Genomic DNA, 26,491 nt, shown 5'->3' with positions numbered 1-26,491 from the left:
GATTGTTGGAATTTATAGAATGACAAGGAGCTTCGTGAGAGGCTCTTTGTCTTTTTATGTGGATATGCTGAGCAGAAATACGCTAAAGGAGGAGGGAAGGAAGAAAATATCATCACATCTAGTGAGAAATAGGTTCAAGATTGGGTTATTTCAAATAAACTTCTTATATTTGCACTATAAAATTCACTACATGCAGTGATTGTGGTAGCAAAGAAAATGTATTACCTTTGCTGCTGATATTAGTAACCTCTCAAAAACTTACGACAATGATTGGAATTTTCTATGGCAGCACTACTGGTAACACCGAAGCTGCTGCTCAAGACATCGCCGCAGCACTCGGCACAGACGCTGTTTTCAACGTTGGTGAAGTAGATGCAGCTTCTGTAGCTGACTACGACACCCTCCTTCTCGGTTCCTCTACTTGGGGTGCTGGTGATTTGCAAGACGACTGGTATGACTTTCTCGATGCTTTGAAGGCTCAAGACCTCAATGGCAAGAAGGTAGGTCTCTTCGGTTGCGGTGATTCCGACGGCTATGGCGATACTTTCTGCGGTGCTCTTCGTCAAATCTACGATGCACTCCAAGACTGTGGTTGCACTTTCGTAGGTGCTTATGAGCCAGAAGGCTACCAAGTGACCGATAGCGAAGTGAATGTAGACGGCAAGTTCGTAGGTCTCTGCCTCGATGAAGCTGACGCTGACAACAACGCTGCCCGTATCGCTGCATGGGTAGAACTCGTAAAGTAATCTTTTCGACACATACTCAATCTAAATTTCATATACAAGATGAAAATTGAAAAAATCGTAGCACGCGAAGTCCTCGACTCTCGCGGTTTCCCCTCTGTAGAGGTTGACGTAACTCTTGAAAACGGCGTTCTCGGCCGTGCTTCTGTGCCCTCTGGCGCATCTACTGGCGAAAACGAAGCTCTCGAACTCCGTGATGGCGATAAGGCTCGCTACGGTGGTAAGGGTACGCTCAAGGCAGTTGAAAACGTGAACAAGGTGATTGCTCCTGCTCTCGTAGGTCACTGCGTGCTCGACCAACGTGGCATCGACAGCCTTATGCTCCAACTCGATGGCACTAAGACTAAGTCTAAGCTCGGTGCTAACGCTATCCTCGGTGTTTCTCTCGCTGTAGCTAAGGCTGCTGCTGCTGGTCTCGGTCTTCCCCTCTACCGTTACATCGGTGGTACTAACACCTTCACGCTCCCCGTGCCCATGATGAACATCATCAACGGTGGTGCTCACTCTGATGCTCCTATCGCATTCCAAGAGTTCATGATTCGTCCTGTAGGTGCTCCTTCTTTCCGTGAAGGTCTCCGTTGGGGTGCTGAAGTGTTCCACGCTCTTAAGAAGGTGCTCCATGATCGCGGTCTCTCTACTGCTGTAGGTGATGAAGGTGGTTTCGCTCCTAGCCTCAATGGTACTGAAGATGCTCTCGACACTATCATCTCTGCTATCAAGGCTGCTGGTCTCGAACCCGGTAAGGACGTAATGATCGGTCTCGACTGCGCTTCTTCTGAGTTCTACGCTGATGGCGTTTACGACTACACTGAAAAGGAAGGTGCTAACGGTGCTAAGCGTAGCCGTGAAGAACAAGTGGCTTACCTCACTGAACTCGTGACTAAGTACCCCATCGACTCTATCGAAGACGGTATGGCTGAAAACGACTGGGAAGGTTGGCAAATGCTCACCAAGGCTATCGGCGACCGTTGCCAACTCGTAGGTGACGACCTCTTCGTGACTAACGTTGAATTCCTCAAGAAGGGTATCGAACTCGGTTGCGGTAACTCTATCCTCATCAAGGTTAACCAAATCGGTTCTCTCTCTGAAACTCTCGACGCTATCGAAATGGCTCACCGCGCTGGTTACACTTCAGTAACTTCTCACCGTTCTGGTGAAACTGAAGATGCTACTATCGCTGACATCGCAGTAGCTACCAACTCTGGTCAAATCAAGACTGGTTCTTTGAGCCGTTCTGACCGTATGGCGAAGTATAACCAACTCCTCCGCATCGAGGAAGAACTCGGTGACCTCGCTGTTTATGGTTACAAGCGCATCAAGAAGGCTTAATCCTTTTTGATTCCCTACCATTGCAACACTGATTCTTCAACTCTCTCTCTTCAGAGTTGCAATGCTTAGCGCGACATTTTTTGCGCTTTCTTATGCCAGCTGTCAACTTTTGACAGCTGGCTTTTTTTATAAACTTATTTGGCTGTTTGGATAGAAAGTATTAACTTTGCTCATTGAAAAAAGATACTTTCTCTTTTGGACTTGTAGCTCAGTTGGTTAGAGCAACAGACTCATAATCTGGAGGTCCTTGGTTCAAGCCCAAGCTGGTCCACAACAAACAAACTGCATCCGTTTCAATCTATTTGAAATGGATGCAGTTTTTCTTTGATAGAAGATTGGGACAATGAAAAAGGGAATCTAATCTATGGCTATGAAAGAGCAGTTTCTCTTCTATGTTCGTGTGAAAGAATTTGAGGTAGAACAGGTTTATGTTAGAGCCTTTTTTCTTCCAAACAACCAGGGTGAGAGGTGCAGCGCATCTAATGCTTTGCAGACTGCAAGAGCGCCTAGTATGCAGAGCGGCAAAGATAAGGTGAGAAACAGCACGCGTGAGGAATCGAATGTAAGATACGGGATGAATATCTTGCACACCATTGTGAAAATAGGAGAGAAGAGAAATAGGGCAAGCGAATTGCGCCCTAAAAAGAGTGCGGCTTTTCTGATGCATTGTAGAAGATGTGGGAAAACCGCTAATGTTGCAGAGATAACCAAGTAGACGGTTGCTAAACCTCCCAAAGATCCTTTGCGGAAAGTCTCTGGATAACAACTCAACCATAGGAGGGCAATGAACGCCAACCATGAGGGACGAAAGACTTGTAGAAACGTGAGTTTACTCTGACGAATGATGATACCCAAAAGGAAATACAAACTCACGTCCCATGCCACGAGTTGCACGAATGCTAAGCCTGCCAAATAGAAGCCAAGCAGAATAAGGCGCGAGATCGTGTTGCATCCTTTCTGTTGCCAAATGATAAAATATCCTATGCCGCAGAGAATCAGGGTGTGTAGATACCAATAAGGACCGAGAGGGTGCACGAAAAACTTGTCGGCAAAGGAGGACACTGTGAGATGGTCTATGCCATCGCGCACGGGCAAGAAGGAGGACAGTACAATGTAGCTCGATTCTAAGACCAGATAAGGCACGGCCAACCAAAGAAGGGTACGTGCAAATTTCCGTAATGGTCGATCCACCCTCATGAGATAGCCCGATATGAGAAGAAATCCCGGCATGTGGAAGGTATAAACCCATTGTTTGAGGAGTGGATATTCATCAGCAAAATAGGCGAGATGAAAAGCCACCATGAGCAATACGAAAAGACATTTGAGGTAGTCTAGCTCCTCGATGCGTGAAGTCTGCAAGAGCGAGTTTTTCTCTATGGGTGGAGTAGTGGAAGATGCTGTGGAAGTGGGTGATATTATTGTGTTCATGCCGCGCTGTTAATCGTAAATATGTTGCAAATGTACTGATAAGTTTTGGTTTGGTGCGTCCTTATTTATGAGATTTTCAAGAGATGAGACCTTGGCAAAGCAATATAAAGCTGAGGAAAAGGATTTATTGCTAGATAAACTCATTATAGAATAGTTGAAAATTGAAAGATTTTATGTACCTTTGCTTTGCAGAAATAGCATTTCTCATAGTTTGGCATCATCTGTTTGCACAGATGTTTCCAAACGTGATGATGAATGTAACTAAGAATGTCGTTTCATCTTTAATTTCTGCTCCCTAGAACCCCCAACTCCTCAATCCTTTCCTTCCCCATGACCGACATTGAAATCGCAAGATCAACACCGCTGTTGCCTATTGCAGAAGTAGCACAACAAATTGGTATCGATGCAGAGCAGCTTGAACAATATGGTAAGCACATTGCCAAAGTGCCCCTCTCGCTCATCGATGAATCAAAGGTGAAACGCAATCATCTCATTCTGGTCACTTCTATCACTGCCACGAAGGCTGGTATAGGTAAGACCACTGTAAGCATCGGTCTAGCACTTGGTCTCAACCATATCGGCAAACGTGCTGTTGTTGCGCTTCGTGAGCCTTCTCTCGGACCTTGTTTTGGTATGAAAGGTGGTGCCGCAGGAGGTGGATATGCACAAGTGTTGCCCATGGAGAAAATCAATCTCCACTTCACGGGCGACTTCCATGCCATCACCTCAGCGCACAATATGATTGCGGCTTTGCTAGATAACTATATCTATCAGCATCGTGCTGAAGGTTTCGGACTCAAAGAAGTGCTGTGGCGCCGTGTGCTTGATGTCAATGACCGTTCGCTTCGTCAAATCGTTACAGGTCTTGGACCTGCTACGAACGGTGTTGAGGCGCAAGCCGGATTTGACATCACTCCCGCTAGCGAACTGATGGCGATTCTCTGCTTGGCAACCGATGAGGCAGACCTTCGTCGTCGTATAGAGAATATTCTTCTCGGCTATCGCTATGATGGTTCACCTTTCCGCGTGAGTGACCTCGGTATTGCTGGCAGTATCATGGTGCTTTTGAAAGATGCTCTCCAGCCCAATTTAGTGCAAACTACGGAGAATACCCCAGCCTTTGTGCATGGCGGACCATTTGCTAATATTGCCCATGGTTGCAACACCATCATTGCTACCAAGATGGCGCTGTCGCATGCCGAATACACCATCACAGAAGCAGGATTCGGTGCTGATTTGGGAGCAGAAAAGTTCTTCGATATCAAATGTCGCAAGTCAGGTTTGCAACCTTCACTCACTGTCCTCGTGGCTACCGCACAAGGGTTGAAGATGCACGGAGGGGTTGCCCTCGATGCTATCGCGCAGCCCAACTTGGAAGGTTTGAGAAAAGGCTTCCCCAATTTGGATAAGCACGTGCGCAACCTCCGTAGCTTTGGGCAAACTGTTGTAGTAGTGTTCAACCGCTATGCCGCCGACACGGACGAAGAAATGGCACTCTTGCGCCAACACTGTGAGGAAGATTTGAAAGCCCCCTTCGTCATCAACCATGCCTACATGGAAGGTGGAAAGGGAGCAGCAGAAATGGCGCAAATTGTTGTAGATGCCATCGAGAATAATCCTTCGCAACCACTTCGATTCCCCTATGCAGATGAAGAGGGATTGCAAGAAAAGATTACCGCTGTAGCTACGAAAATCTATGGTGCAGGACAAGTCACCTTTGCTCCCATGGCTTTGCGTAAACTCAAGCAAGCTACTGAGAATGGAATGTCACACTTCCCAGTGTGCATTGCCAAGACACAGTTCTCTTTCTCTGCCGATGCCACCAAGTATGGTGCTGCAGAAGGTTTCGATTTCCACATTCGCGACATCGTCATCAACGCAGGTTCGGAGATGATTGTGGCTTTAGCTGGCGACATCATTCGCATGCCAGGTTTACCCAAATCCCCTCAAGCCCTCAGAATCGACTACAAAGATGGTGAAATCACCGGACTAAGTTAATATAGATATCACTCGCTATGCGTATCGTCATCAACCCTAAATACCAATACCTTTCTGAATATCTCTCACACATCGATGAACATTTTGAGCGTGAGGGACGCGAATTACATCGTGGTCGCAATATGCTTCGTACACTTCAAGTGGATGGACTCACTTTGGTGGTGAAACGCTATGGTCGTATGCCACTCACTACGCGCCTTGCTACTAAAATTTACAAGAGCAACAAAGCGAAGCGAGCTTATGTTTCGGCACTCATGCTCAAAGAGCGAAGTTTTGATGCTCCAGAGCCTGTGGCTTTTGTCAGCTATCGCCAGAATTGGCTCAATGCCACTTACTATTTTGTAAGTCTTCGCTCTGAGTATCGCCATTCTATGGAGGATATTCCTTCTTTAGAACCAGAAATGTTGGAAGAGGTGACGTCTGACTTTGCGCGTTATGCGGCAAGATTGCATACCAATGGTTTCTTGCATCGTGATTTCTCTGCCGGAAATATCCTTTTTGATCGAGTGGGCGACCGTTATCACTTCACTTTGCTCGACACCAATTCTGTGAAATGGGGCAAAGCAGTGACGGTGGAAAAGGGGTGTGCCAACTTTGCTCGATTGGTCGGTACTCCCATGTTCTTCGAGCGTTTAGCGCACCATTATGCCGCTTTAAGAAAAGCCGATTCTGCACAATGTTTAGCTTGGATTTTAGAGGCTTGCGATGAATATCGCCGTCGTCCTCACCCCCATCACAACAATATCACGGGCATCGTAGAAGCCTAGTTGTTGAAGGAAAGCAACTACAGCAACCCTTCATTCTAATGCAAAAAAATCCTCCTCAATCATCGAGATTGAGGAGGATTTTTTGTTTAGTCTCGATACAGAAGTTCGAGTTTCATCCACGCTTCATTTGCCATGGCATCAACCGTCCACGCCCGTATCTTCAATGTTTAAGCGTCAATCGTTGCATATTTTGCATTGCGTTCGATGAAGTCGCGACGAGGCTCCACGTCATCACCCATGAGCATAGAGAATACGTGATCAGCTTCAGCCGCATTTTCGATCGTCACGAGTTTGAGCATACGAGTTTCAGGGTTCATGGTCGTATCCCACAATTGCGTAGGATTCATTTCACCAAGACCTTTATAACGCTGCAAAGTGATGGAGTTTTCACCCTTCGTGGGATCACCATACTTTTCGATGAAGGCGTCTTTCTCGCGATCATTGTAGCAATACTCTTCCGTCTTACCCTTGCGGCAACGATAGAGCGGAGGCATAGCGATATAGAGGTGATTTTCGCGAATCACTTGTGGGAAGTAGCGATAGAAGAGCGTCATAATCAGAGTTGCAATGTGCTGACCATCGACGTCAGCATCCGCCATAATCACAATCTTGTGGTAGCGGAGTTTGTCGATGTTGGCTTCCTTAGAATCCACTTCGCCAGTTTCACCCTCCTTCTGAACGCCAAAACGGATGCCCAGTGCTTGGATGATGTTATTGACTTCGTCACTCTCGAAAGCCTTGTGCCACATCGCCTTCTCCACATTGAGGATTTTACCACGGAGAGGGAGAATCGCTTGTGTTGCACGGCTACGTCCTTGCTTGGCAGAACCACCTGCAGAGTCACCCTCGACGAGGAACAATTCGCATTCTTCAGGCACTTTGCTAGAGCAGTCGGCAAGTTTACCGGGAAGTCCACCACCGCTCATGGGGTTCTTGCGTTGCACGGTCTCACGAGCTTTGCGAGCAGCCACACGCGCCGTAGCAGCGAGAATCACTTTGTCCACAATCAGCTTCGCTTCCTTCGGATGTTCCTCCAAATAGTTGGTGAGTGCTTCACCCACAGCTTGGTTCACAGCACCCATCACCTCACTGTTACCGAGCTTCGTCTTGGTTTGACCCTCAAACTGAGGTTCTGCCACCTTCACGCTGATTACGGCAGTGAGACCTTCACGGAAGTCTTCACCCGTGATTTCAATCTTCGCCTTCTCAATCTGCTTTTGAGCTGTCTCTTCTGCATACTTTTTCAACACGCGAGTCACCGCAGAGCGGAAACCAGCAAGGTGAGTACCTCCTTCGATGGTGTTGATATTGTTGACGTAAGAGTGGAGATTTTCCGAATAACTAGTGTTGTAGACAATCGCTACCTCCACAGGGATGCCTTCCTTCTCCGTGTTGATGTAGATCACATCAGGGATAAGTGGAGTACGCATCGCATCTTGGTAGCGCACAAACTCGCGCAGACCTTGTTCTGAGTAGAAAGTCTCGCTGAGTGGCTTACCATTTTCATCGATTTCTCTCTCATCAGTGAGAACGATGGTGAGTCCCGCGTTGAGGAAAGCCAATTCGCGCATACGATTGGCAAGAATGTCGTAGCGATAGGTCGTAGTGGTGAAGATTTCTGGATCTGGCCAGAATTGTTGTCTCGTACCACGGCGATCCGTTTCGCCCACCACCTTCACTTCATAAAGGGGTTTACCTGTGTTGTACTCTTGTTGGTAGATCTTTCCATCGCGAAACACCTGCGACTTCATGTGCGTAGAAAGTGCATTCACGCAGGAAACACCCACACCGTGCAGACCGCCGGAAACTTTGTAGGAGCCTTTATCAAACTTACCACCAGCGTGGAGCACTGTCATCACGACTTGCAGCGCGCTCACCCCCTCTTTTTCGTGGATATCCACAGGGATACCGCGACCATTGTCTTGCACAACGATAGAGTTGTCTTCACAGATGGTCACCTCGATGTGGGTGCAGTAGCCTGCCAAAGCCTCGTCGATAGAGTTGTCCACTGTTTCGTAGACCAAGTGGTGCAGACCTTTTTCGCTGATGTCGCCAATGTACATGGCAGGGCGCTTGCGAACGGCTTCAAGCCCTTCGAGCACCTGGATATTTGATGCGGAATATCCCGCTGGTTTTTGTTCTTTTTCTTCCATACAAATGGGTGGGTTATAACGGAGCAAAGTTACAAAATAATTATGAGATAGCCAATTCTAACCACGTGTTTCTCATGCTCATAAAATGGAGCTGCGAGATTTCTTAGGGCTTTTCGCCGCCATAGAATGTGCATACCCAGTGAGGATGCCTTTCTTATTACAATTCTCTATGAAAAAAGCTGCATTTATTTGGATATTTCCTTCGGGTTTATTAAATTTGTGCTCAAACCCCTGCTGTTTTCACCTGCTATATCCACATCATACTCAGATGCTTCGTGTTGACTCGTTGGTGAAGTCTAGTTTTTCTCCTGCCATAAATCCTTATATGACTATGAATCGTTTTCATTCCTCCTCTTCTTTGACGGCTTTATCCCAATCTTTGGGGATAGTCCTCCTTTTGCTCGCTTCGCAGCTCGTTAGTTGCGGCACCATCGATCTACCCGATGAACCTAAACCTATTGAAAAACCCCACAAAGTGACCATCCACACGCGTGCTGTCACTCCCGAATCGGTGGCTCTTCCTATTGAAGTGGTGGCTTTCTCCGAAGGTGGTCAATACGTGTCGCATCAACGACTCACCAAGGCGGAAAATAAGCTCACCCTCTCTCTGGCAGAAGGGCGTTATCGTCTTGTGGCTTTTTCGGGAGTGGGAGCCTACACTCTTCCTGCCGAGGGAGTGACGCCCAAAAGCCCCATTGCTCAGAAAAACATTGCACCTTCAGGGGAAGAAAATACCAATGCTGCGACACTGACCGATAAAGCACTCACGGGCAAAGCCTTGATGCGTGGAGAAGCCGAAATTGAAGTGGGAAAAAAGCGCAACACAGTCGACATCCTGCTCGGTCACACCATGAGTGCTGTGGAGTTTCGCTTGTCGCAAATCCCCGCGGATGTAGAGCAAGTGCGTGTGCGACTTTCTTCAGTTTATGGCGAAATCAACTGGGATGGTCGTTACGCCCAACCCACCACTGCCACGCTCTCTGCCCACCGCACTGACAACAATGTGTGGACCACTGATATTTGTTATGTTTTCCCCACATCGGGGGATAATACCGTTGCCACGATTTCGCTGGTGAATCACGACGAAGAGCGCAACTATGCCTACAACCTTCGCCAACCTTTGACGGCAGGCACTCCCTATCGCTACTTTGGCGCTTTCAAAGCCGAAGCCAAGCACATTGCTTTGGAGGGAAATCTCACTACCACCGAGTGGCGCCCGTGGATAGAACAAAACTTCTCTTTTGGGGCTACGTTGGTCGATGGGCAACCTGACCATCCCAATACTCCAAATCCTGAACAACCTAACCCCAATCCCACAGATCCAAATCCTTCACCTGACAAGCCCTCGCCACAACCTCCTCACGAAGACACGCCCAATACTGGGAATTTGCAAGGATTTCCCAAAGTCGGCACCCTGTGGAAGGGCAAATTTCTCGTGGCTGCTGTGCGACTCATCACAGCCGATGAGGCAGATGTGATGTTGCTCAGCAAAGAACAGTTGGAAAATGCCGAATCAGCCTATTCCACACAAGGCAATGCAGAGGATGCTCCTCGCTATGCAAGCAGTTATCTAGAAGATGGGGAAGGTGGTTGGAGCGTTCCTACGAAGGAAGAAGCCCAGGTGTTGGCAAATAACTTCCATGGCGATCGTCTCAATGCGGTCAATGACGTGCTGAGAAGTGTACGCGCCACAGAAATCTATGATGTTATTGGTAAGTCCAAAATCCGATATCTTTGCGATGAAGGGCGCACCTCCTTCATGTTTGTTGAACACACCTCCTTCCGCAAGGGCACTGCCACAGGACAATCTTTCGTCGTGCGCCTCATTAAGCACGTTCGGGTCAGAAAACAATAAGTTCTGCTGCTATGTTCGCTAGATTCAGGGCCTAACCCAAGCAGTCCCTGTCATCAACAATCAACCTTTCGCGTGATAAGCAGTGGAATCTGCGATTACTTCTGCTTGTTGACTCTTCCTCTTACATAAAAATCAAGGTGAAACTCAATAGTTTGAGTTTCACCTTGATACTTTTTATCTGACGTCTGTCAGCTTTCTATTTCTTCCTGAGCAGTGCTCTGGCTTGTTCTAGGATGGTGTCGACTCCGCGTTGGTAGTCTTTGCGCGTGATGCTCACAGGGATGTCTGGTTCGATGCCAAACTCCGTGTGTTCCATCTTCGTGTTGTAGATAGGACTTGCCGAAAAACGGATGCTCCATCCCCCAGGAAGTTCTGAGGAGAAAGGAAGTCCCGAACCGCCACCCGTGTGGTCGCCCATAAAGGTCACGTTGGGCAAGGCTTTTATATACATCACAAAGGCATTGGCTGCACTGTAGGTGCGACGATTAGCCAACACCACGATGGGTTTCTGCCACCGAAGCCCTTTCCCTGGTTTTAGGATGATGGGTTGAGGTTGAGAGAAATCGGAGTGTCCAGGTCCAGTTTTGTGAGAAATATAGCCCACGGTCACTTCTTCGTTGGTAAACACCGAAGCCAAAGTCTGTGCAGCGGTGAGTAAGCCTCCACTATTGCTGCGCACATCGACAATCAAACCATCGCAGGTGGCGAGGTAGCGCATGATTTCGTGGAGATTTCCAGCACCGATTTCGTTGTTAAATGAGGCGCAGCGCACATATCCCACATTGTCGTCAAAGACCTTGTATTGTAGTCCAGAGGCAAGTTGATATTCTTCTGCAGTGCCGAGGGCGCGGCGCAACAGACTGTCACTGAAGTTCACCGGATACGCCTCATACCAGCGAGTGTAGCGCGCCGTGTTTTGGGGTGACCAGAGGTTTACGTGCCCATCGCGCAACTCGTTGCACATCTTGCCCAGCACCTGAAACAGTGCTTGTGGCGACATCGAGTCCGACACCTGCGCAGCATAGCGTTGGTGCACCTCGTTCCAGTCCAACCCATATTCTTGCTTCTTATAATCAAAGAAACAATAGTGGCGGTCGAAGATGCGCCACAGTGCCTCAAAGTCATCTCGAGGAGCGGTGGAGAATCCTTCAGAGGTGACGCAAGAAGCGCTCATGAGCAGCGTGAAGCCACAGAAAAGATAGGCGACGATTCGCTGGATGCGTGCAGAGAGTAAAGTCATCGTTTCAGGAATTGCAGCGTTTTGGTGTAACCAATGAGAAAGGTGTGGTGCCAAGCATGGCGATCGAGATGGTGCGCAGTGCTTTGTCGAATGTCCGCTTTGTATCCCAAAGTCAGACTACTTGTCCCGAAAGGTATGGAGATGGTCGAAAGCAATCGCATCGAGGGAGCATTGAAAGGATGCGAAAACATGACATTACCATTCGTATGTCCCAGATTGAAGATCTCGTAATACGACTGACCATAATTGGGCGTGAAGAAAGCACCCATCAGTGGGATGTCGCATTGCGTGCGCCATGTCCAGTGTTTCTTCCACAAGGTGAATTGTCTCATCGCTACTGCAGAAGCCGACAAGTCGACTGCCATGCGCATTTGTCCAGGGTTGTTGCCATTGCGCGTGTTGTACGTACCGCCGAAATGCGCCCCCAGCAAACCGCCGAGAGAGAAATTCCAAGTGGGTTGTACCATCACGTGGTAGTGCTGACCATAGTTGAATTGCATCTCTCCATCCCAAGTGGTTGCATTCCCCACTGGATTATAGAGATGCGAAGCATTGAGGTCAAAATAGGTCATTTGGCTCCAGCGTCCTTGTGCACGTCGCATCGTTCGTTCGCCTATTCGGGTAAATCCTAAAGTGCTACCCTTATAGTCCAAAGGCGAAAGATAACTGTCATAGACATGATTGTAGCCCACGCCCAAAAGATACGTCCGCTCCACCACACCCGAAAGGGGGGCGCGTTCGGGAGAGGTTGCAACTTGTTGTAAGGATGCAGCTAGAGAAGCGGTGTTTGCCTCTGGTATGTTCGATAAATCCTTATTTTCGGCTGCGAGCCACAGCGGAAGGCAAGCCCAAAAGGTGAGGAGTAGAAGGCGCATGGGGTTGGTATTTAGGGAGAAGAGATTCGTTGCCATAGGCATCCATCGCCACAACGGCATAGGTGTCGTGCAGCAGGCTAGGCAGCGCAGGGGTATAGTCAAAATGAGTGCTACGGAGATGGTGCGCCACCAGTTGTGCACCCTGTTCGGTGAGGCGGTATAGGTTGTAGACCACGGGCGTATTGTCCGCAACGGGTTGCCATGAGAAGCGCAAAGTTTGTCCCACGATTTGAGATTGCCACTGCGGACTCGCAGGAGCGATGCTGTCTAGCCACGTCATCGCAGGTGACAAGGCAGGTTGTCGATAAGCATCAGTCACAAAGTCCAGTAAACCTTTGACATTATTGAGTAGAAAACGGCTGCGGAAGTAAGCCTGACCGCTCATACCCAGTTGTCGGGTGAAGTTGATTTGTCGCATCACGCGCATCACGTCCCAGTCTTTCTCACTAGGATCCAGAAAATAGATGCCCAATCCTGGAATCACAGGGCGACCGCTCGACTGTTCGTGCCAGTTCACTGCAAAAGGGTAGAAATGTTTCCCATCGAAATACATCATCGGGAAGAGCATGTCCATCCAGCCCTCGCGGAGCCACGCTTGCGCATCTTGGTTCACCGCATCGCGAGCGTTCCATCCATAAGACATGTGGAGGGGAAGATCGGCATATTTGCCTATCGGAGAACAAGACATCTTCACCCAAGGGCGCACACTGCGCACCGCCTCTGCCACCTTACGCACCGTTCGTGTCACATTGTCGCGCCGCCATTGTGCTTTGGGTTGACCGTGTCCGTAGTGCGCATAGGTCTTGTTGTCGTTAAAGGGGATTTCCTTTTCAGGATAACGGATATAATCTAGGTGGATGCCGTCCACCTCATAGTTTTCCACAATTTCTCTCGCCATCGCAGCGATGTGTTCTGCCGTACCGGGGCGACCTGGATCCATCATCCATTTGTCGCCAGCGCGCACACAGAGGTCGGGACGTCGCGCAGGGAGCGACTGTTTGCCCAGTTGTTTCGCCAAAGCTACCGAGCAGATGGGATAAGCCACTAAATAGGCGTGCAATTCCATGCCACGGCGGTGCGCTTCTTCCACGGCAAACGCTAAAACATCGTAAGGCGGAGCCACGCCAGGCGTGCCCGAGAAAGCCCCATCCCAAGGTTCGTAGCGCGAAGGATAAGCCGTTGTAGAGCGTAGGCGCGTTTGGAAGAGAATAGTGTTGATGCCCGCACGTTGCAACTGGTCGAAGGTCTGACACAAGAGTTGTTTTTGCTGTTCTGCTTTGTAAGCCGTCTGCGCATATTGATGTCCGGGCCAGTCCATGCCACCAAGAGTGCAAAACCATACGGCGCGCACTTCGCGTTGAGGAGAGGGAACGATGTAACGCTGCGCAGCAATCGGGAGTAGACTGCTGAATGTGAGCAACATCGGGACGATAAATCGAGAGAAAACTCGCATGTAGTAATATAGGTTCTTAGCGTTTTATTTCAGTTTCTGCAACTGCACTGGCAATTCTTTGTGGGGAAAACCAGCGTGCAGCAACTTCTTCACCGCTTCTTTGGCTTTGGACTTCATGCCCAATGCCAACAGCATCTCTGCGCGCGCCACTTGGTAAGACAACTTTTGAGGGTTCTCCTTCACCAATGTGTCCCAGTCAGCCAATGCAGCCTCTTCATTCCCCATTTCGTGATGGAGTTTGGCGCGGGCTTCTAGCGGTTCTTCGTAATTTTCATATTGAAGCACGGCATTGAGGTAGAGCAAGGCTTCATCGTCGCGCTTCAGTGCGTGCAAAGCCTGTGTCAAGGGGAGTAGAGCTTCGCTGGCATTAGCTTCTATTTTCAGGGTATGCTTGTAGGCAGCGACAGCCGATTCGTACTCTTTGAGTGCGAGGTGACAATCCCCCAAGAGGGTATAAGCATCCATTTCTTCGTGGGGCGACAGTTCTGGGTTGTTCTGCAAGAATGCCTTTAGGCTGTCTGCCGTAACTTGATATTTGCCCAAACGATAGAGCGTATTGTACTGCCAAAGGTAAGTTTCGTTGATGAGCGATTGCAAATTGCTTTTGGGAGCAGCCTCAAGGGTGGTCTTGACATTGCCTTTCTGTGCCAACTGCTGCGTCAATTCAGCGCGCACCTCACGCAGTGTGCGTTCGGCATCGCGCCATTGTTCGCGCCAATAGTAAATCTTGGCAAGGTTCAAGCGCAACACCGCATTGCTCTCTGCTTTAGGTAGCAAGCGAAGCGCGTGTTCAAGTTCGTGCTGTGCTTGTGGCAAAGAGTCGTTGCGCAATAAGAAGAAAGCCTTCTTCACCGCTTCATTATACGCCAACGAGTCTTGCGTAGCCAGCACGCGATCGCGCGCCATGATGCGCTGTTTGCTCATCGGGTTCTCGTTGGGAGTAGCCTTTGTCACGCGCCCCGTGTGCAAATCGATGGCAGTTTGTGCCTTGGCAACGGTGGAGCATCCGCAACTGAGTCCTAACAAAAGTAGGACGATAAGCGAAAGTCTGATTTTACACATGAGATATAGGAAATGAGGGATGAAAAATGGATATTTCACCTAATCCAAATAGGCGATGATGAGGAAGATTATTCCTCTTCGAGTGCACCTTGGAGCACTTCATCGATAGTCGAAAAAATCAAATCCGCTTCAAACCCACGTGAAGCTGCATATCGCACGAGTTTCTGCGAAGCAGCAAACACCGCTTGTTTGTCGGAAGCATCGAAGCGAAGAGAGCGCAATTTGCTCGCTATCACCGCACGGAGCGCCTCGCGATAGGTATCGGGTTCGATCATTTCTGCAAAAGCCTCGGTGATGTCACATTGTGGGATGCGTTTCAGTCGCAGAGCTTGTTGCATCTTAAGTCGTCCCCATCGGTCGTAGGCTAATTTGTCGTGCACAAAAGCGCGTGCATAGCGTGCCGAATCGATGTATTTCTCATCCTCTAGGGCATCGAGCACGAGTTCGCGGTCAGCGGCAGAGAGGGGTGTCTCTCGGAGCTTCTGTTCGATGTCGAAACGGCAACACTCGCGCCGTGCACATCGGTCGGTTGCCCACGACCAAGCCGTGTCTTTATCGGTAATCTTCATGCTGAGAGAGGAGAGAGTGGGAGAAAAAGGAGAGGGAGGTTTATCGTTTGATCAAGGTGCGTGCCACAAACCATGCGTGCTGCGCAATAGTTTTGGTGGTGCCGAAATGGCGTTTCATGATGTGGAAACGCTCTAGGAGTGAGGCGCGGTGATTGCGTGTGGTCATCCCTTCTGCCAAATAGTCTGCCACGACGAGGTGCGTGTTGTGGAGGGGAAGTGCCAAGGTTTCAGCGCGCTGCATGATGCGGAGGCACCAATCGTAGTCAGCCGAAAAACGATAGGACAGATTGTAGTTGATCTCACGTCCTAAGTCGGTGCGCACGAAGAAGGCTTGGTGACACACGAGCATCCCTTGTTGGAAATCCTGCCATCGCAACTGCTCGGGAGGAGAAAGTCGGCGATGACGCAAGAATTGTCCATCATTGTCCACCAAGTCGGTGTCGCCATAGAGCACAGCCGGAAGTTGTCCGTCAGGATATTTCGCAGCCTGGATGCTCCGTGCGATGTCGCTGAGGGTGGTGGGGGAGTGGAAACAGTCGCCTGCATTGAGAAACAGCACGTAATCTCCTGTTGCCAAGCGCAAGGCTTTGTTCATCGCGTCATAAAGTCCCTTGTCGGACTCAGACACTACCACCAATTTGTGGGAAGTCGATATCTCTTCTTGTTGCTTTTCCCAAAGGTGCAAGTGATTGAGGGTCGCATCTTTTGATGCGCCATCGATGATGAGATGCTCCACAAAGGGATAGTCTTGCGCACCCACTGAATGAAGGGTGCGCTCTATGGTCTCGGCTGCGTTGTAACACACCGTGGCAATGGTGAAGGAGATATTAGACATTAGACGTTAGACGTTAGACGTTAGAGATTAGACGTTAGAGGGTCGCGGACCCTTTTTGCTCGCCACGACAAGCATGGCTCGGGGTACTTAGACCAGTTAGACGTTAGAGGGTCGCGGACCCTTTTTAGACGCTAGCAGTTAGACGTTAGAGGGTAGACATTAGACGTTAGTGCCTCCATACCCTTGGGCTTGACTGTGCTGTGTGGAGGTTGAAAATACTATTTCCCCTCGTAGATGGCGAGATATTGTTGCGCCACACTCTGTTGAGAGTAGCAGCGGTGCACCTTGTCGAGGGCTGCTTGTTGCAGCGTTGTGGCATCCGACTGAAGCACCCAGTGCAGTCCATTTGCTAAATCTTGCGTGTCTTGTGCGCGCGCCACATAACCGTTGGAGTGATGATCAATCATTTCGGGAATGCCGCCTGCTGCAAAACCTACGCAAGGGAGTCCGCAAGCTAAGGCTTCCATGATGGTGTTGGGCAAATTGTCCGACACCGAGGGAATGACAAAGAGGTCGGCAGCATTGTAGGTCTGCACGATGCGTTCCACTTCTTCGGTATATCCCACTGGAAAAACTGGGACATCAAAAGACGAGATGTATTGTTCGGCTGCCCCACCGAGGATGAGCAGGGCAGTGTTGTGGCGATAGTCGGGATGCGCTGCCAAGAGTTTTTGGAACGCCTCGATGAGGTAAGGACCACCTTTGCGCACATTGGTGATCTGTTGTGCCACGAAAAGCACGATTTTCAAATTTGGATCAGTGGGAAGTCCTAAGGCTTCGCGAGCTGCTCTGCGGTCCATGGGACGAAACACCTGCGTGTCGATGGCATTGGGGATGCTCACCACGCGATGTCCTTGTGAGAGAGAAGCCATTCGCGCTTGTGTCGCCAACCATTGGCTGCAAGCTACGAAGGTGATTTTTCCTTTTCGGTAAACTTTCTCTTTCTGTTTCCACACTTGGTGCGACAAGTCTTTGCTGCTGGGATGAGGCAGTTGGGGGCAGTGTCCGCATGCGTTGTGAAAACCGGTGCACTCTTCGGCATAGTGGCAAATGCTCGACACGGGCCAGAGGTCGTGCATCGTCCACACCACGCGTTTGCCACTCTGGAGAATGCGTTGCAAACTCTTGAGAGAGAGCCAACCTTGGTTGATCCAGTGTAGGTGAATCACATCGGCAGCCTTAAACTCAGGGCGTGCGGTGATGTCTGTGCCCACATTGGCGATGTCGATGGCAAAAAGTCCTTTGCGCGAGAAGCGGAGATGAATGAAGATAACGAGTCGTTCCCATAGGAAGCACCATTTGAGCCACCATTTGCAGTGGGGCGCATGCACGAGCGTATCGCTGGTGCTGCGGTTGCGCACCAACATTTCTGCCTCCACACCATTGGCGCGGAGGGCATCCATAAGGCGGTGGGCGGCAACGGCTGCTCCGCCAGTGGATTCGCTAGTGTTGACGATGAGAACTTTCATCCAAGTGAGAATAGTATATCGGACAAAAATAACCAAAAAAGCGGATATGACCAAATCAAATGCGGTAATCATGTAAGTCAGTAGGTCAGAACGTGGGCACCGTGCCGTTGTCCTCCTACTTATGTATGGGAGGATATGGGGGCAAAGAGAGAAAAATCGGCAGAAAAGTGCATTTTTTTCTTTGGATATAGATGATATTGCTATGTGGAAGTTGCAGAATCTAGTGTTTTTATTCTCGTTTTGTCGAGCGTCCAGCACAATAGGGACAATCTCCCGATTCCGTCTAATGTCCGAAATAGAGATTAGAAATTAGACGTTAGACGTTAGAGCCCTGCGGCGAAGATGTCTAACGTCTAACCTCTTACGTCTAATGTCTAAGTCCCCCGATCCATGCTTGTCATGGCGAGCAAAAAGGGTCTGCGACCCTCTAACGTCTAATTTCCTCGTACACGCGTGTGACGCGCGCGCCTTCCCTGGGAATTTTGACTTTTTGCTTTCACAACCTTCACCGAAACGAGTTTTTTTTCATGATTTTTGTGCCGAGAAAGAGCTGGAGGGAAGTCTATTTTTAATGCCGATTTGACCTATATTTTTCTGGATAAAAAGGTGGATTGTTAAAATATGTCCGAAATATACGCGTTATCTCTTGTTTTTGAGTGGGTTATAAAGAATTCTGTGAAGGTTGTGAAAGAGAAAAGAGTATAATCCCTTGTTACGCGCGCGCGAGGGAACTTGAAAACCTTGATGTTTTGATGAGTTGTCGCAAAATGTTAATTGCTTCGAGTGTGCCTTTCCAGGTCTATTCTATAAAGCTCCCAAGTTCGTTCTAAAACTTCCCACGTTTTTGAAAAAATCTCCGACGTTTTCCAGAAAAACTCCCATGTTTTTTGGAAAATCTCCCACGTTTTTTGCCGAGCATCTTGAAGAAATCGTTACATTTGTCGTGAGTATTTCCATAGCACCGTTTATGTTCACCCTAACACAATGTCTACTGATGATGTACCGCAGGTTTTTCCGCTGGTGTTTATACAGCGTTCTTGTCGCACTCTGGACGATGCCCCTATCGTCTAGGGCGGTGGCTTTTCGTTATGTCAAAAATTTCATGGTGATGGAGAGTACTTTGTTTTATCAAGACAAAGTGTTGCCCCATGAAGTGGGCGTCTCTACTACCCTGACACATTGTCTGATGGATTCTGCCTATGCCGTGAATGTGCTCAAGGTGGATGTTGCTCATCTAAAGTCGGCAGTAATGAATAAGAAAGAAGGAGGATACTATTCTTTGCAGTTAGACTCTTTGAATTTCTGCGGTGAAACTTATCGTAATGTCATGTTTGTGGTGACGGAAATGCAGCAAAAGTTCAAAGGAAAGGTGCCTGAGCTCGTGCTGGGCAACAGCATTCTGAGCCATCGCGCTTGGCATGTTGATTTGCAACGACACACTTTCACTCCATGCAGTCCTGATCGGTATTATAGGAAAATCCGTCTGAAATGCTCAATCGGTAAGGGGGTGGAATATGGTTTCGTTTTTCTGAAAGCAAAGGTGGGAGGACGGAAGGTGCGCATGCAATTTTCGCTCAATAAAGGGCTACATCTCTTACCGCATGGGGTGTATGGTTTTCCTTGGCAATCTCTGACCAGAGAAGGAGGGAGCTTTGATCGCCCCCTCTCTTCGGAGACTGTGCCTCTCTATAAGGACGTTCCTACCCAAATCGGGGATTTCTACTTCGTCGCGGACTATAGGCTAGGATATCCAGGCGAAGACAAGGTGGGTACATTATATCTCGATGCTTTAGAAGGCAAATCCTTCGTGTTGAACTACCCCAAAAAGGTGATAGAAATTTTGGAATAGGGGCTATTGCTGATTGACTTTACGCTGGTTGCCCCTACGGAAAATATCTCCTCTTTTTATTCCTAATACAAGAGTATTTGCTATATTTGCAAACTATCAGATGGTATTTATAGAATGTCCAACTAATAGAATTCAAGAGGTGCTTATCGAGAAAGGGATTAAGCAAACACGGCTTGCTGAGAAACTCTGTAAATCGTAGATTTCTATGTTGCAACCGTCGATAGCCAAGCCTAGAATTGCTATTTCATATAGCAGAGACCTTGCAGGTTCATCCAAAGAAATTGATTAACACCCCAGATGAGTAACTTTATTATGGCAGAGCATAAAGAATCTATTCGTTTTTTCAACGACCGTGAAGTTAGGGCGGTGTGGGACGAGGAACACAGTAAATGGTGGTTTTCTGTGCTGGACATCATTGCTGCGATTAACGAGCAAGATGATTACCAAAAGACGAGAAACTATTGGAAGTATCTCAAAACCAAACTCAGAAAAGAAAATAGTCAGTTGGTTAGTGCTACTAACCAACTGAAACTAAAAGCCTCTGACGGGAAGTTTTATAAGACAGATACGTTTGATGCAGAGGGTATTTCCCTTCTGGCAAAGCATATCAACAATACCAAGGCAACAAACTTTCTTGACTGGTTCCTCTATAGTGATAACACCCTTGACGGACAGAGCAAGAAAAAGGCTTATCAGCTTTTTGAAAGTGGCATCTTAAAGACTGTAGTTCCAGGTACAATCAAATGTTTACAACAAATACACGCTTATCTCTTTGGAGGACTGTATGACTTTGCAGGACAAATCCGCACCAAGAATATTTCAAAAGGTGGTTTTACCTTTGCTAATTGTATGTATTTCCCTGAAACCCTGCAAACAATAGAGCGAATGCCCGAAACTACTTTTGATGAGATAATGGACAAATATGTTGAAATGAATGTAGCGCATCCATTTATGGAAGGCAATGGGCGTAGTACTCGCATTTGGCTCGACCTCATGCTGAAGCGTTCTCTCAAACGGTGTGTGGATTGGAGTCAGATAGACAAGAACGACTATCTCAATGCTATGCGTGAAAGTGTTTCTGATAGTACATATATCAAGGCTTTAGTAAAACCTGCACTCACCACCAAGATTGACGACAGAGAAATGTTTATGAAAGGTATTGATTACTCATATTATTATGAACAGAGTAGTTAAGTGATTACTTAAGAAGTACCACTATCCGCAAGAAGCAGTTGCCTACGCATTAGAAAATGTTTCCGAACAATGTGAGCAATGGACGGATAATGAACCAGATATTTATTCCGCAAATTAGCTAAAATATATATGATCCACGAGGGAGGTATACTGTACTTTCAAAAGAATCTACCATTATGTGCGTTGGCTGTAGACTTAGTACTGTTATTCTAACCCTTTATAAAGATGTCCCTTGGAAGGGATGTGTGGAATGTGGTTTCGTTTTTCTGAAAGCAAAGGTGGGAGGACGGAAGGTGCGCATGCAATTTTCGCTCAATAAAGGGCTACATCTCTTGCCGCATGGGGTGTATGGTTTTCCTTGGCAATTTCTGACCAGAGAAGGAGGAAGCTTTGATCGCCCCCTCTCTTCGGAGACTGTGCCTCTCTATAAGGACGTTGCTACACAAATCGGAGATTTCCACTTCGTCGCGGACTACAGGCTAGGATATCCAGGCGAAGACAAGGTGGGTACATTATATCTCGATGCTTTAGAAGGCAAATCCTTCGTGTTGAACTACCCCAAAAAGGTGATAGAAATTTTGGAATAGGAGCTATTGCTGTTGGCACTTTTGTGGTGTTTCATGGGCTGTTTTTATAGCACCACACGAGGTATTTTGACTGAAACCAACAGCATCTCTGCAAGGTCAAGGGTGACGCTGCAGAGATGCTGTTGTTTTTGATGTGGAATGAGGGCTTTTTAGCCACCTATAATTCGATGTGGAACTATCGCTAGAAATATCCTCCAAAGGAGACACCCATCATAAAGGCGTTGAAACCAATGTGCCCTTCCATCTTGCGGAAGTTGAGACCTACATACGAGTGCTTCGTGCAGAGATATTGCAGGCTTGCACCGAGGTTGAGAGTGGGGGTCAGATATTCTTTGTTTTCATTCGTGTGTCCTTGCACCAGAGCCAGACCGATGGAGGTGACCACGCGCACTCTATCTTTGGAAAAAGAATAGCTCTGAAGGTCGAGCGACAAATAGCGTGGATTGTATTTCCATTCGTACCCGAAGCTGGCACCAGAAAGTTCCAAACCCAGGCGTTTGTTGAAGGTGTATCCTAACGTGAGCGCAGTGGCAGATTTTGCATCCCGTCCATAACGTGGATTGTTGTCGAACAGCACAAATTCATCCACGGAAAAATAGAACTTACCACCTTTCTGCACATCGGCAAAAGACTGCGCAAATCCGCTGAGGGAGCATAGGGCGCAAAGCAAAGTAAGGAACAGTTGTTTCATTTGCGATAAGATTTAGTAAAACTTAGATGCGGAGATATGGTTAATATCTCTTTTAATTGAGGGAGATGAGTAAAAAACTCTGCTGCAAACTTATCATTTCTTATTGAAACGACCAAATGAAAGTCTACTTTTTTGTTGAAAAGTTTGTATTTCTGTCCTTTTTTCTTCTTTTTTGAGCTGTTTTGCTGCTTTATAGCGTGATTTCTTTGTATCTGTCTTTTTTTTTGATGTGTAAAGTAGATGAATGGAATGAGTGGAAAACGTCTAAAAGCGTTGTACAGGAATGGAGGACTGTATGATGGACGAAGTAGCAGGTCAAAGCGATTACTCTGATGGTTAAGGACGTCTGCGACAGTCTTGATAAGCATACTATCAAGTGCAGAAATGTAGGAATATGCTTTTAAGTAATCTGTGATTATGAAGATAGCAGAACTGCTTTATCAAAAATATTTACTCCTAGTTTAGTAACAAACGTAGAGATTGTTCCTTCTACTATGACAGTGTCTGCGACGATTATCTTGTGAAAACGTCGCAAAATATGCGGTATTTAGTCATTCATTAGGCTGTTCGGTGTAGCTTCTCTATTTTTGTCGCAGAATATGCGACGTTTAATGCCGCATTTTGTCGCACATAAAACACTATTATGAGATACTGGAACGTCTGCAGCGCAGCGATGGTGATATCACGGAGTGGCTGGTCTGGTATATGATGAAATTGGTTGATGCGTTGGACGAAGCAGAAGCCATTGTCTCCACCATCTTAAACAAGAGCTTTTTCTGGCAGAAAGTATCCTCCGTAGCCATGACAGAGCGACAGACGCAGATGCTCAATCTCTTTCTTGACGGCTATGAGGCGAAGATAACTTCAAAGACTTGGGCTTCGTTGGCAAAGTGCTCCAAAGACACTGCTATACGCGACATACAAGATCTTGTGGCTAAGCATATCTTGGTAGAAGACATTCCTGGAGCCAAGCGTCCGAGCTATTCCATTGTCTGCGATGCAGAAGACCTAACCCAGTTCTTTACAGATGTGCAGATAACTCTAAAGAACGGCATGCCTTATCTCACTGCCCAGTTCAAAGGGGATAGGATATGTGAAAGAGTATTGCCACTCGATGCAGAACGCTATCAAAAAGGAGAGCTTCCACTCCCCAATCTACTCAACAAGTACTGCTCATATTTGATGGCGAATGCCTAAGAGGGGAGCAAGCCTAATCACCTAGTCTTCTAATCTGGATATTGGCAAATCCAAGGTCAGAAGACTAGTTTTTTGTAAAAGGAGAGTAGCTTTTCTTTTATTTGTTTAGGCTAATATTGGAGGGTATGAAAGAAAAACTTGAAAACTTTTTGGGTTAACACAAAAAAAGTGTAATTTCGCGCTGACAGGCTGCGCAACGTCTAGTGAGTGCATTTGTGCAGCATGGGCTTTTCACAGACCACACTCTCTCATTTTCAATACTTATTATACCATGACAAAAAGGCTGCTAACCTTCTTCCTCTTCTTCATTTTCTTTTTCGGGAACACCTATTCGCAAAAGCTAGTAGGTGCTCGAGTTGTAGATTATATTACAAACATAGACATCGCAGCAGATTCACTAATAAAAGTGGAGCTACTTGCTGCAGATAGTAGTTTTATTGCTGAAGGCTGGGCTGCACGAATGGGTTATGAGCCCAAATACAAAACTTATGCTGAAGCAATAGTTGAACGTGAAGGTTCTTACATCATGCGTGTAAGCCATCCCGACTATTATACCCTATACGCTCCTATACAGATTAAATTTTATCGTAGAGAAAGCAAAATTCTTCTCGGCAAGCTCGCTCTTAAACGTAAACTAAGAGAAAATACAACAGAGTTGGGTGAAGCTCTAGTGACTGCAACAAAGCTCAAGTTCTATTTTAACAACGATACTTTAGTCTACAATGCTGATGCTTTTATCACTCAGCAAGGTTTTGTGTTGCAAAACATCTTACAGAAAATGCCAGGACTTACCATCAACAACGATGGTGAGATTCTGTCCAATGGAAGAAAAGTAGAAACGCTTTTGCTCAATGGTAAAGATTTCTTCAATAACGACCGAAAGACCTTGCTTGAAAATCTGCCAGCTTTTATGGTGAAGCAGGTGAAAGTGTATGAGAAAGAAAAAGATACGACATCACTCTTTGAGCGCGAGCGCGAACTCAAAGGTTTGGTGATGGACATTCGACTGAAACCAGACTACCACTCCAACTTTTTGTCCAGCATAGATGCGGCAGCAGGCACGGACAAACGCTATTATGGACGAGCATTAGGACTTAAGATAAATGATTTTCATCGTTGGTCAGTTTTTGCAGGAGCTAATAATACCAACCACAACGAAGAGCTAACCCGTAACGGTCAGTTCTACAATATCGACAATGGTATTGGGCAAAAAGATTTCTATAATGCGGGTGTTCTCTACAATGTTGATGAGCGTGAAGGACGCTATTCATTGGAGGGGAAGGCACGCATACAATGGAGTAAAGAAGATGTAGATTTGAAGCAAGTGGTTCAGCAATTCTACGATAAATATCATATTTTTCAACTCGGTACATCTAGCAGTAGTAGTAGAAACTTTTCTTTTCAAACAGAGCATTCTCTCTCGTTGTTTTCTACTACTCCATGGAGATTTACCATCAAACCTTCGTTCTCTAAGGTCACATTGAAGAATCACTCAGAAAACAGTGGTGCGTCATTCGACCGCAATGTCAGTAACCTCCTAGGTAAATCTTGGAGCGATAGCATTCGTCTATTTTCTCTTGGCGAAACGCTCAACGCATACGGTATTAGTCATGCTAATGTATTGGCTTTTGCACCAACCACAATAACCAATGCAAAGCTCGAAATAGAGAAAAGTATCGACATACCACACACTGACGATAAGCTAACCTTAAACGTATCAGCCTATCGAGCACGTACCGCGCAAGAGACTTTTTCGTTGCGGCATGTAGATTATATACGTAATGCACAAAAACAATCCCAACATCAATATCGAAACGAGGACAATGACAAATGGACATGGACTGCGCAAGCTAATTACCTTCTCCGCTGGAGCGATCATCATAGTTTCAGTGGAAAGCTATCCTACGAACGCGATCAATTAAATTCTAGCGACCAATTTTATCAACTACACCATTTGCCTGGATGGACGCTACAATCTGATGTAGAGAAATTACCTAATAATGATCTTTTACAGCAAGCAAAAGACTCACGCAATAGTAAATCATACCAAGACTGGGGAAACAACCTTGTAGGGGAACTAGATTATATGCTCCAAAAAGGCAAGTATGACTTAAATGTAAGTATTCCTCTACGCTATGTGCATCGAAAATTGAACTTTTTTCAGAAGAATAATGACCAAACCGTCTATCGCTCTCAATTTTTCCCAGACGTAAATGTGCGTTTTGCTACTTGGCTAGGTGGACAAACAGGCTATAATTATAGTTTTAGCTATGAACTTAACCATGAAATGCCTATGATGCTGCTTCTTGTGCCACAAACAAACGATATAAATCCGCTATTAGTGGTACAAAGCAACCCAGAACTCGATAATATCACTCAACACAAGATAAATGGCAGATTCTATTGGGCTCCAACAATGAGACACAATCATACGGTGAACATGAACTACATCTACACCGATGGGCTCACCTCTTCCATGTTGTTATACAATGAGCGTACAGGGGTAACAACATCCAAGTTTAGAAGCGTCAACGGCAATCAGCACCTGCAAGCCTCTTTGGAAGACGCAGTGTACCTAACTCCCAGATATACCCATAAACTCACCAATAAGATTTCCTTCAACTACACGAAAAGTGTAGAATACAATGGTCTATCGCTTCAAGAAGCTGACAAACCAAGCACGGTGCATAACTATTTTTTCATTGAGGAAATAAACTATTCATTTGCTATTCCAAATACAAAGATACGCGGTGAACTAGCTCCGTATGTTCATTATCATCGTTCGGCTTCTATTCGCGATAATTTTAAGCCACTACATGCTACAACCTTCGGTTCTCATGTAAGCGTTTATGCGGAACTTCCTTGGTCAATGCGTTTGCAAACAGACTTACGCACCATTAGCCGCCGAGGATACAACGATGAGTCAATGAATGACAATGAGTTTATCTGGAATGCGAACCTCACCAAGGCTTTTTCCAATAAGTTCTCTATAAGCCTTGAGGCTTTCGATCTACTTGGACAGCGCAAGAATGTAGTACGTTTTGTGAATGCACAAAGTAATACAGAGAGCATATATAATAATCTACGTCAGTATATTATGCTCCATCTTACGTTGTCACTGAACAAGCGTTAGAACATTTTGGGGTAAACGAAAAATCCTCCCATTCTCAAGTTGAGAGTGGGAGGATTTTGTATGC

General features: G+C 46.9%; 19 protein-coding genes, 1 tRNA gene and 2 pseudogenes. 12 read left to right on the top strand and 10 right to left on the bottom strand.

The genetic code is table 11. The features are described 5' to 3' along the window. Positions 1–266: 266 nt before the first annotated feature. The 3 genes from BQ2633_RS05795 (at position 267) to BQ2633_RS05785 (ending at position 2,343) form a co-directional block, all read left to right on the top strand. Complete coding sequence (locus tag BQ2633_RS05795; protein ID WP_009437101.1) at positions 267–746, top strand: flavodoxin; 480 nt, start codon at positions 267–269, stop codon at positions 744–746. A gap of 39 nt (positions 747–785) precedes the next feature. Next, a complete protein-coding gene (gene eno, locus BQ2633_RS05790; protein ID WP_075565698.1) occupies positions 786–2,072 on the top strand; it encodes a phosphopyruvate hydratase in 1,287 nt (428 codons plus the stop codon). Between the two features lie 197 nt (positions 2,073–2,269). After that, positions 2,270–2,343, top strand: a tRNA-Ile gene (locus BQ2633_RS05785). 155 nt (positions 2,344–2,498) lie between these two features. On the opposite strand, the gene BQ2633_RS05780 is transcribed toward BQ2633_RS05785, so the two are convergent. Continuing rightward, positions 2,499–3,500 (bottom strand): acyltransferase family protein, encoded by a 1,002-nt coding sequence (locus BQ2633_RS05780; protein ID WP_083233968.1) that lies wholly within the window; start codon positions 3,498–3,500, stop codon positions 2,499–2,501. A gap of 330 nt (positions 3,501–3,830) precedes the next feature. Here BQ2633_RS05780 and BQ2633_RS05775 point away from each other — a divergent pair, with 330 nt between their 5' ends. Beyond that, positions 3,831–5,498: a formate--tetrahydrofolate ligase gene (locus BQ2633_RS05775; protein WP_075565696.1), complete on the top strand. Its 1,668-nt coding sequence runs from the start codon at positions 3,831–3,833 to the stop codon at positions 5,496–5,498. A gap of 17 nt (positions 5,499–5,515) precedes the next feature. After that, entirely contained in the window at positions 5,516–6,265 is a 750-nt protein-coding gene (locus tag BQ2633_RS05770) for a protein kinase family protein (RefSeq protein ID WP_075565694.1), read from the top strand. Positions 6,266–6,432: 167 nt separating this feature from the next. On the opposite strand, the gene gyrB is transcribed toward BQ2633_RS05770, so the two are convergent. After that, the gene (gene gyrB, locus BQ2633_RS05765; RefSeq protein ID WP_428829841.1) at positions 6,433–8,424 is read right to left on the bottom strand and encodes a DNA topoisomerase (ATP-hydrolyzing) subunit B; all 1,992 of its coding nucleotides are present in this window, start codon (positions 8,422–8,424) and stop codon (positions 6,433–6,435) included. A 325-nt stretch (positions 8,425–8,749) separates the two neighbouring features. Here gyrB and BQ2633_RS05760 point away from each other — a divergent pair, with 325 nt between their 5' ends. Continuing rightward, complete coding sequence (locus BQ2633_RS05760) at positions 8,750–10,273, top strand: FimB/Mfa2 family fimbrial subunit (RefSeq protein WP_176720094.1); 1,524 nt, start codon at positions 8,750–8,752, stop codon at positions 10,271–10,273. Between the two features lie 196 nt (positions 10,274–10,469). Here BQ2633_RS05760 and BQ2633_RS05755 read toward each other — a convergent pair whose 3' ends face one another. The 7 genes from BQ2633_RS05755 to BQ2633_RS05725 form a co-directional block, all read right to left on the bottom strand. Continuing rightward, a complete protein-coding gene (locus BQ2633_RS05755; protein WP_083233967.1) occupies positions 10,470–11,513 on the bottom strand; it encodes a S41 family peptidase in 1,044 nt (347 codons plus the stop codon). Then, the gene (locus BQ2633_RS05750; protein WP_075565689.1) at positions 11,510–12,388 is read right to left on the bottom strand and encodes a DUF3316 domain-containing protein; all 879 of its coding nucleotides are present in this window, start codon (positions 12,386–12,388) and stop codon (positions 11,510–11,512) included. The genes BQ2633_RS05755 and BQ2633_RS05750 overlap by 4 nt, the downstream gene beginning before the upstream one ends. Beyond that, entirely contained in the window at positions 12,327–13,841 is a 1,515-nt protein-coding gene (locus BQ2633_RS05745; protein ID WP_346048258.1) for a glycoside hydrolase family 10-like protein, read from the bottom strand. The genes BQ2633_RS05750 and BQ2633_RS05745 overlap by 62 nt, the downstream gene beginning before the upstream one ends. A 24-nt stretch (positions 13,842–13,865) precedes the next feature. Beyond that, a complete protein-coding gene (locus tag BQ2633_RS05740) occupies positions 13,866–14,903 on the bottom strand; it encodes a tetratricopeptide repeat protein (RefSeq protein ID WP_141700144.1) in 1,038 nt (345 codons plus the stop codon). A gap of 68 nt (positions 14,904–14,971) precedes the next feature. Beyond that, a complete protein-coding gene (locus BQ2633_RS05735) occupies positions 14,972–15,472 on the bottom strand; it encodes a regulatory protein RecX (protein WP_075565683.1) in 501 nt (166 codons plus the stop codon). Positions 15,473–15,512: 40 nt separating this feature from the next. Next, positions 15,513–16,307 carry a glycosyltransferase family 2 protein gene (locus BQ2633_RS05730; protein ID WP_075565681.1) on the bottom strand — a complete coding sequence of 265 codons (795 nt, stop codon included), beginning with the start codon at positions 16,305–16,307 and terminating at the stop codon, positions 15,513–15,515. 218 nt (positions 16,308–16,525) lie between these two features. Continuing rightward, positions 16,526–17,776 (bottom strand): glycosyltransferase family 4 protein, encoded by a 1,251-nt coding sequence (locus BQ2633_RS05725; RefSeq protein ID WP_075565680.1) that lies wholly within the window; start codon positions 17,774–17,776, stop codon positions 16,526–16,528. A 1,075-nt stretch (positions 17,777–18,851) separates the two neighbouring features. Between BQ2633_RS05725 and BQ2633_RS05720 the strand changes: the two genes are divergently transcribed. From BQ2633_RS05720 to BQ2633_RS05705, 4 genes and pseudogenes are all read left to right on the top strand, one after another. Then, positions 18,852–19,625 (top strand): hypothetical protein, encoded by a 774-nt coding sequence (locus tag BQ2633_RS05720; protein ID WP_075565678.1) that lies wholly within the window; start codon positions 18,852–18,854, stop codon positions 19,623–19,625. Positions 19,626–19,734: 109 nt separating this feature from the next. After that, a pseudogene (locus BQ2633_RS11580) lies at positions 19,735–19,930 on the top strand (helix-turn-helix domain-containing protein). After that, the gene (gene fic / locus BQ2633_RS05710) at positions 19,923–20,819 is read left to right on the top strand and encodes a protein adenylyltransferase Fic (RefSeq protein WP_083233965.1); all 897 of its coding nucleotides are present in this window, start codon (positions 19,923–19,925) and stop codon (positions 20,817–20,819) included. Before BQ2633_RS11580 ends, fic begins: the two are co-directional and overlap by 8 nt. 299 nt (positions 20,820–21,118) lie before the next feature. Further along, positions 21,119–21,406, top strand: a complete 288-nt coding sequence (locus BQ2633_RS05705; RefSeq protein WP_346048254.1) for a hypothetical protein — start codon at positions 21,119–21,121, stop codon at positions 21,404–21,406. Positions 21,407–21,587: 181 nt separating this feature from the next. On the opposite strand, the gene BQ2633_RS05700 is transcribed toward BQ2633_RS05705, so the two are convergent. Next, on the bottom strand, positions 21,588–22,097 hold the full coding sequence (locus tag BQ2633_RS05700; RefSeq protein ID WP_075565677.1) for a hypothetical protein: 510 nt from the start codon (positions 22,095–22,097) through the stop codon (positions 21,588–21,590). A 636-nt stretch (positions 22,098–22,733) separates the two neighbouring features. On the opposite strand from BQ2633_RS05700, the pseudogene BQ2633_RS05690 reads away from it, so the two are divergent. Together BQ2633_RS05690 and BQ2633_RS05685 are read left to right on the top strand one after the other, a co-directional pair. Then, a pseudogene (locus BQ2633_RS05690) lies at positions 22,734–23,294 on the top strand (Fic family protein); the annotation flags it as partial. Between the two features lie 271 nt (positions 23,295–23,565). Continuing rightward, positions 23,566–26,427, top strand: coding sequence for a TonB-dependent receptor (locus tag BQ2633_RS05685; protein WP_075565673.1), 2,862 nt, complete (start codon positions 23,566–23,568; stop codon positions 26,425–26,427). Positions 26,428–26,491: the final 64 nt, after the last annotated feature.

Source organism: Ihuprevotella massiliensis (assembly GCA_900095835.1).
Lineage (GTDB): Bacteria > Bacteroidota > Bacteroidia > Bacteroidales > Bacteroidaceae > Alloprevotella > Alloprevotella massiliensis.
Note: the sequence above shows the minus strand (reverse complement) of the source record. Positions and strands in the feature narration are given on the sequence as shown.

Coding starts and splice junctions, on each gene's coding strand:
- BQ2633_RS05795 (WP_009437101.1), top strand. CDS start 267: ATGATTGGAATTTTCTATGGCAGCACTACTGGTAACACCGAAGCTGCT.
- eno (WP_075565698.1), top strand. CDS start 786: ATGAAAATTGAAAAAATCGTAGCACGCGAAGTCCTCGACTCTCGCGGT.
- BQ2633_RS05780 (WP_083233968.1), bottom strand. CDS start 3,500: ATGAACACAATAATATCACCCACTTCCACAGCATCTTCCACTACTCCA.
- BQ2633_RS05775 (WP_075565696.1), top strand. CDS start 3,831: ATGACCGACATTGAAATCGCAAGATCAACACCGCTGTTGCCTATTGCA.
- BQ2633_RS05770 (WP_075565694.1), top strand. CDS start 5,516: ATGCGTATCGTCATCAACCCTAAATACCAATACCTTTCTGAATATCTC.
- BQ2633_RS05760 (WP_176720094.1), top strand. CDS start 8,750: ATGAATCGTTTTCATTCCTCCTCTTCTTTGACGGCTTTATCCCAATCT.
- BQ2633_RS05755 (WP_083233967.1), bottom strand. CDS start 11,513: ATGACTTTACTCTCTGCACGCATCCAGCGAATCGTCGCCTATCTTTTC.
- BQ2633_RS05750 (WP_075565689.1), bottom strand. CDS start 12,388: ATGCGCCTTCTACTCCTCACCTTTTGGGCTTGCCTTCCGCTGTGGCTC.
- BQ2633_RS05745 (WP_346048258.1), bottom strand. CDS start 13,841: ATGCGAGTTTTCTCTCGATTTATCGTCCCGATGTTGCTCACATTCAGC.
- BQ2633_RS05740 (WP_141700144.1), bottom strand. CDS start 14,903: ATGTGTAAAATCAGACTTTCGCTTATCGTCCTACTTTTGTTAGGACTC.
- BQ2633_RS05735 (WP_075565683.1), bottom strand. CDS start 15,472: ATGAAGATTACCGATAAAGACACGGCTTGGTCGTGGGCAACCGACCGA.
- BQ2633_RS05730 (WP_075565681.1), bottom strand. CDS start 16,307: ATGTCTAATATCTCCTTCACCATTGCCACGGTGTGTTACAACGCAGCC.
- BQ2633_RS05725 (WP_075565680.1), bottom strand. CDS start 17,776: ATGAAAGTTCTCATCGTCAACACTAGCGAATCCACTGGCGGAGCAGCC.
- fic (WP_083233965.1), top strand. CDS start 19,923: ATGAGTAACTTTATTATGGCAGAGCATAAAGAATCTATTCGTTTTTTC.
- BQ2633_RS05705 (WP_346048254.1), top strand. CDS start 21,119: ATGCAATTTTCGCTCAATAAAGGGCTACATCTCTTGCCGCATGGGGTG.
- BQ2633_RS05700 (WP_075565677.1), bottom strand. CDS start 22,097: ATGAAACAACTGTTCCTTACTTTGCTTTGCGCCCTATGCTCCCTCAGC.
- BQ2633_RS05685 (WP_075565673.1), top strand. CDS start 23,566: ATGACAAAAAGGCTGCTAACCTTCTTCCTCTTCTTCATTTTCTTTTTC.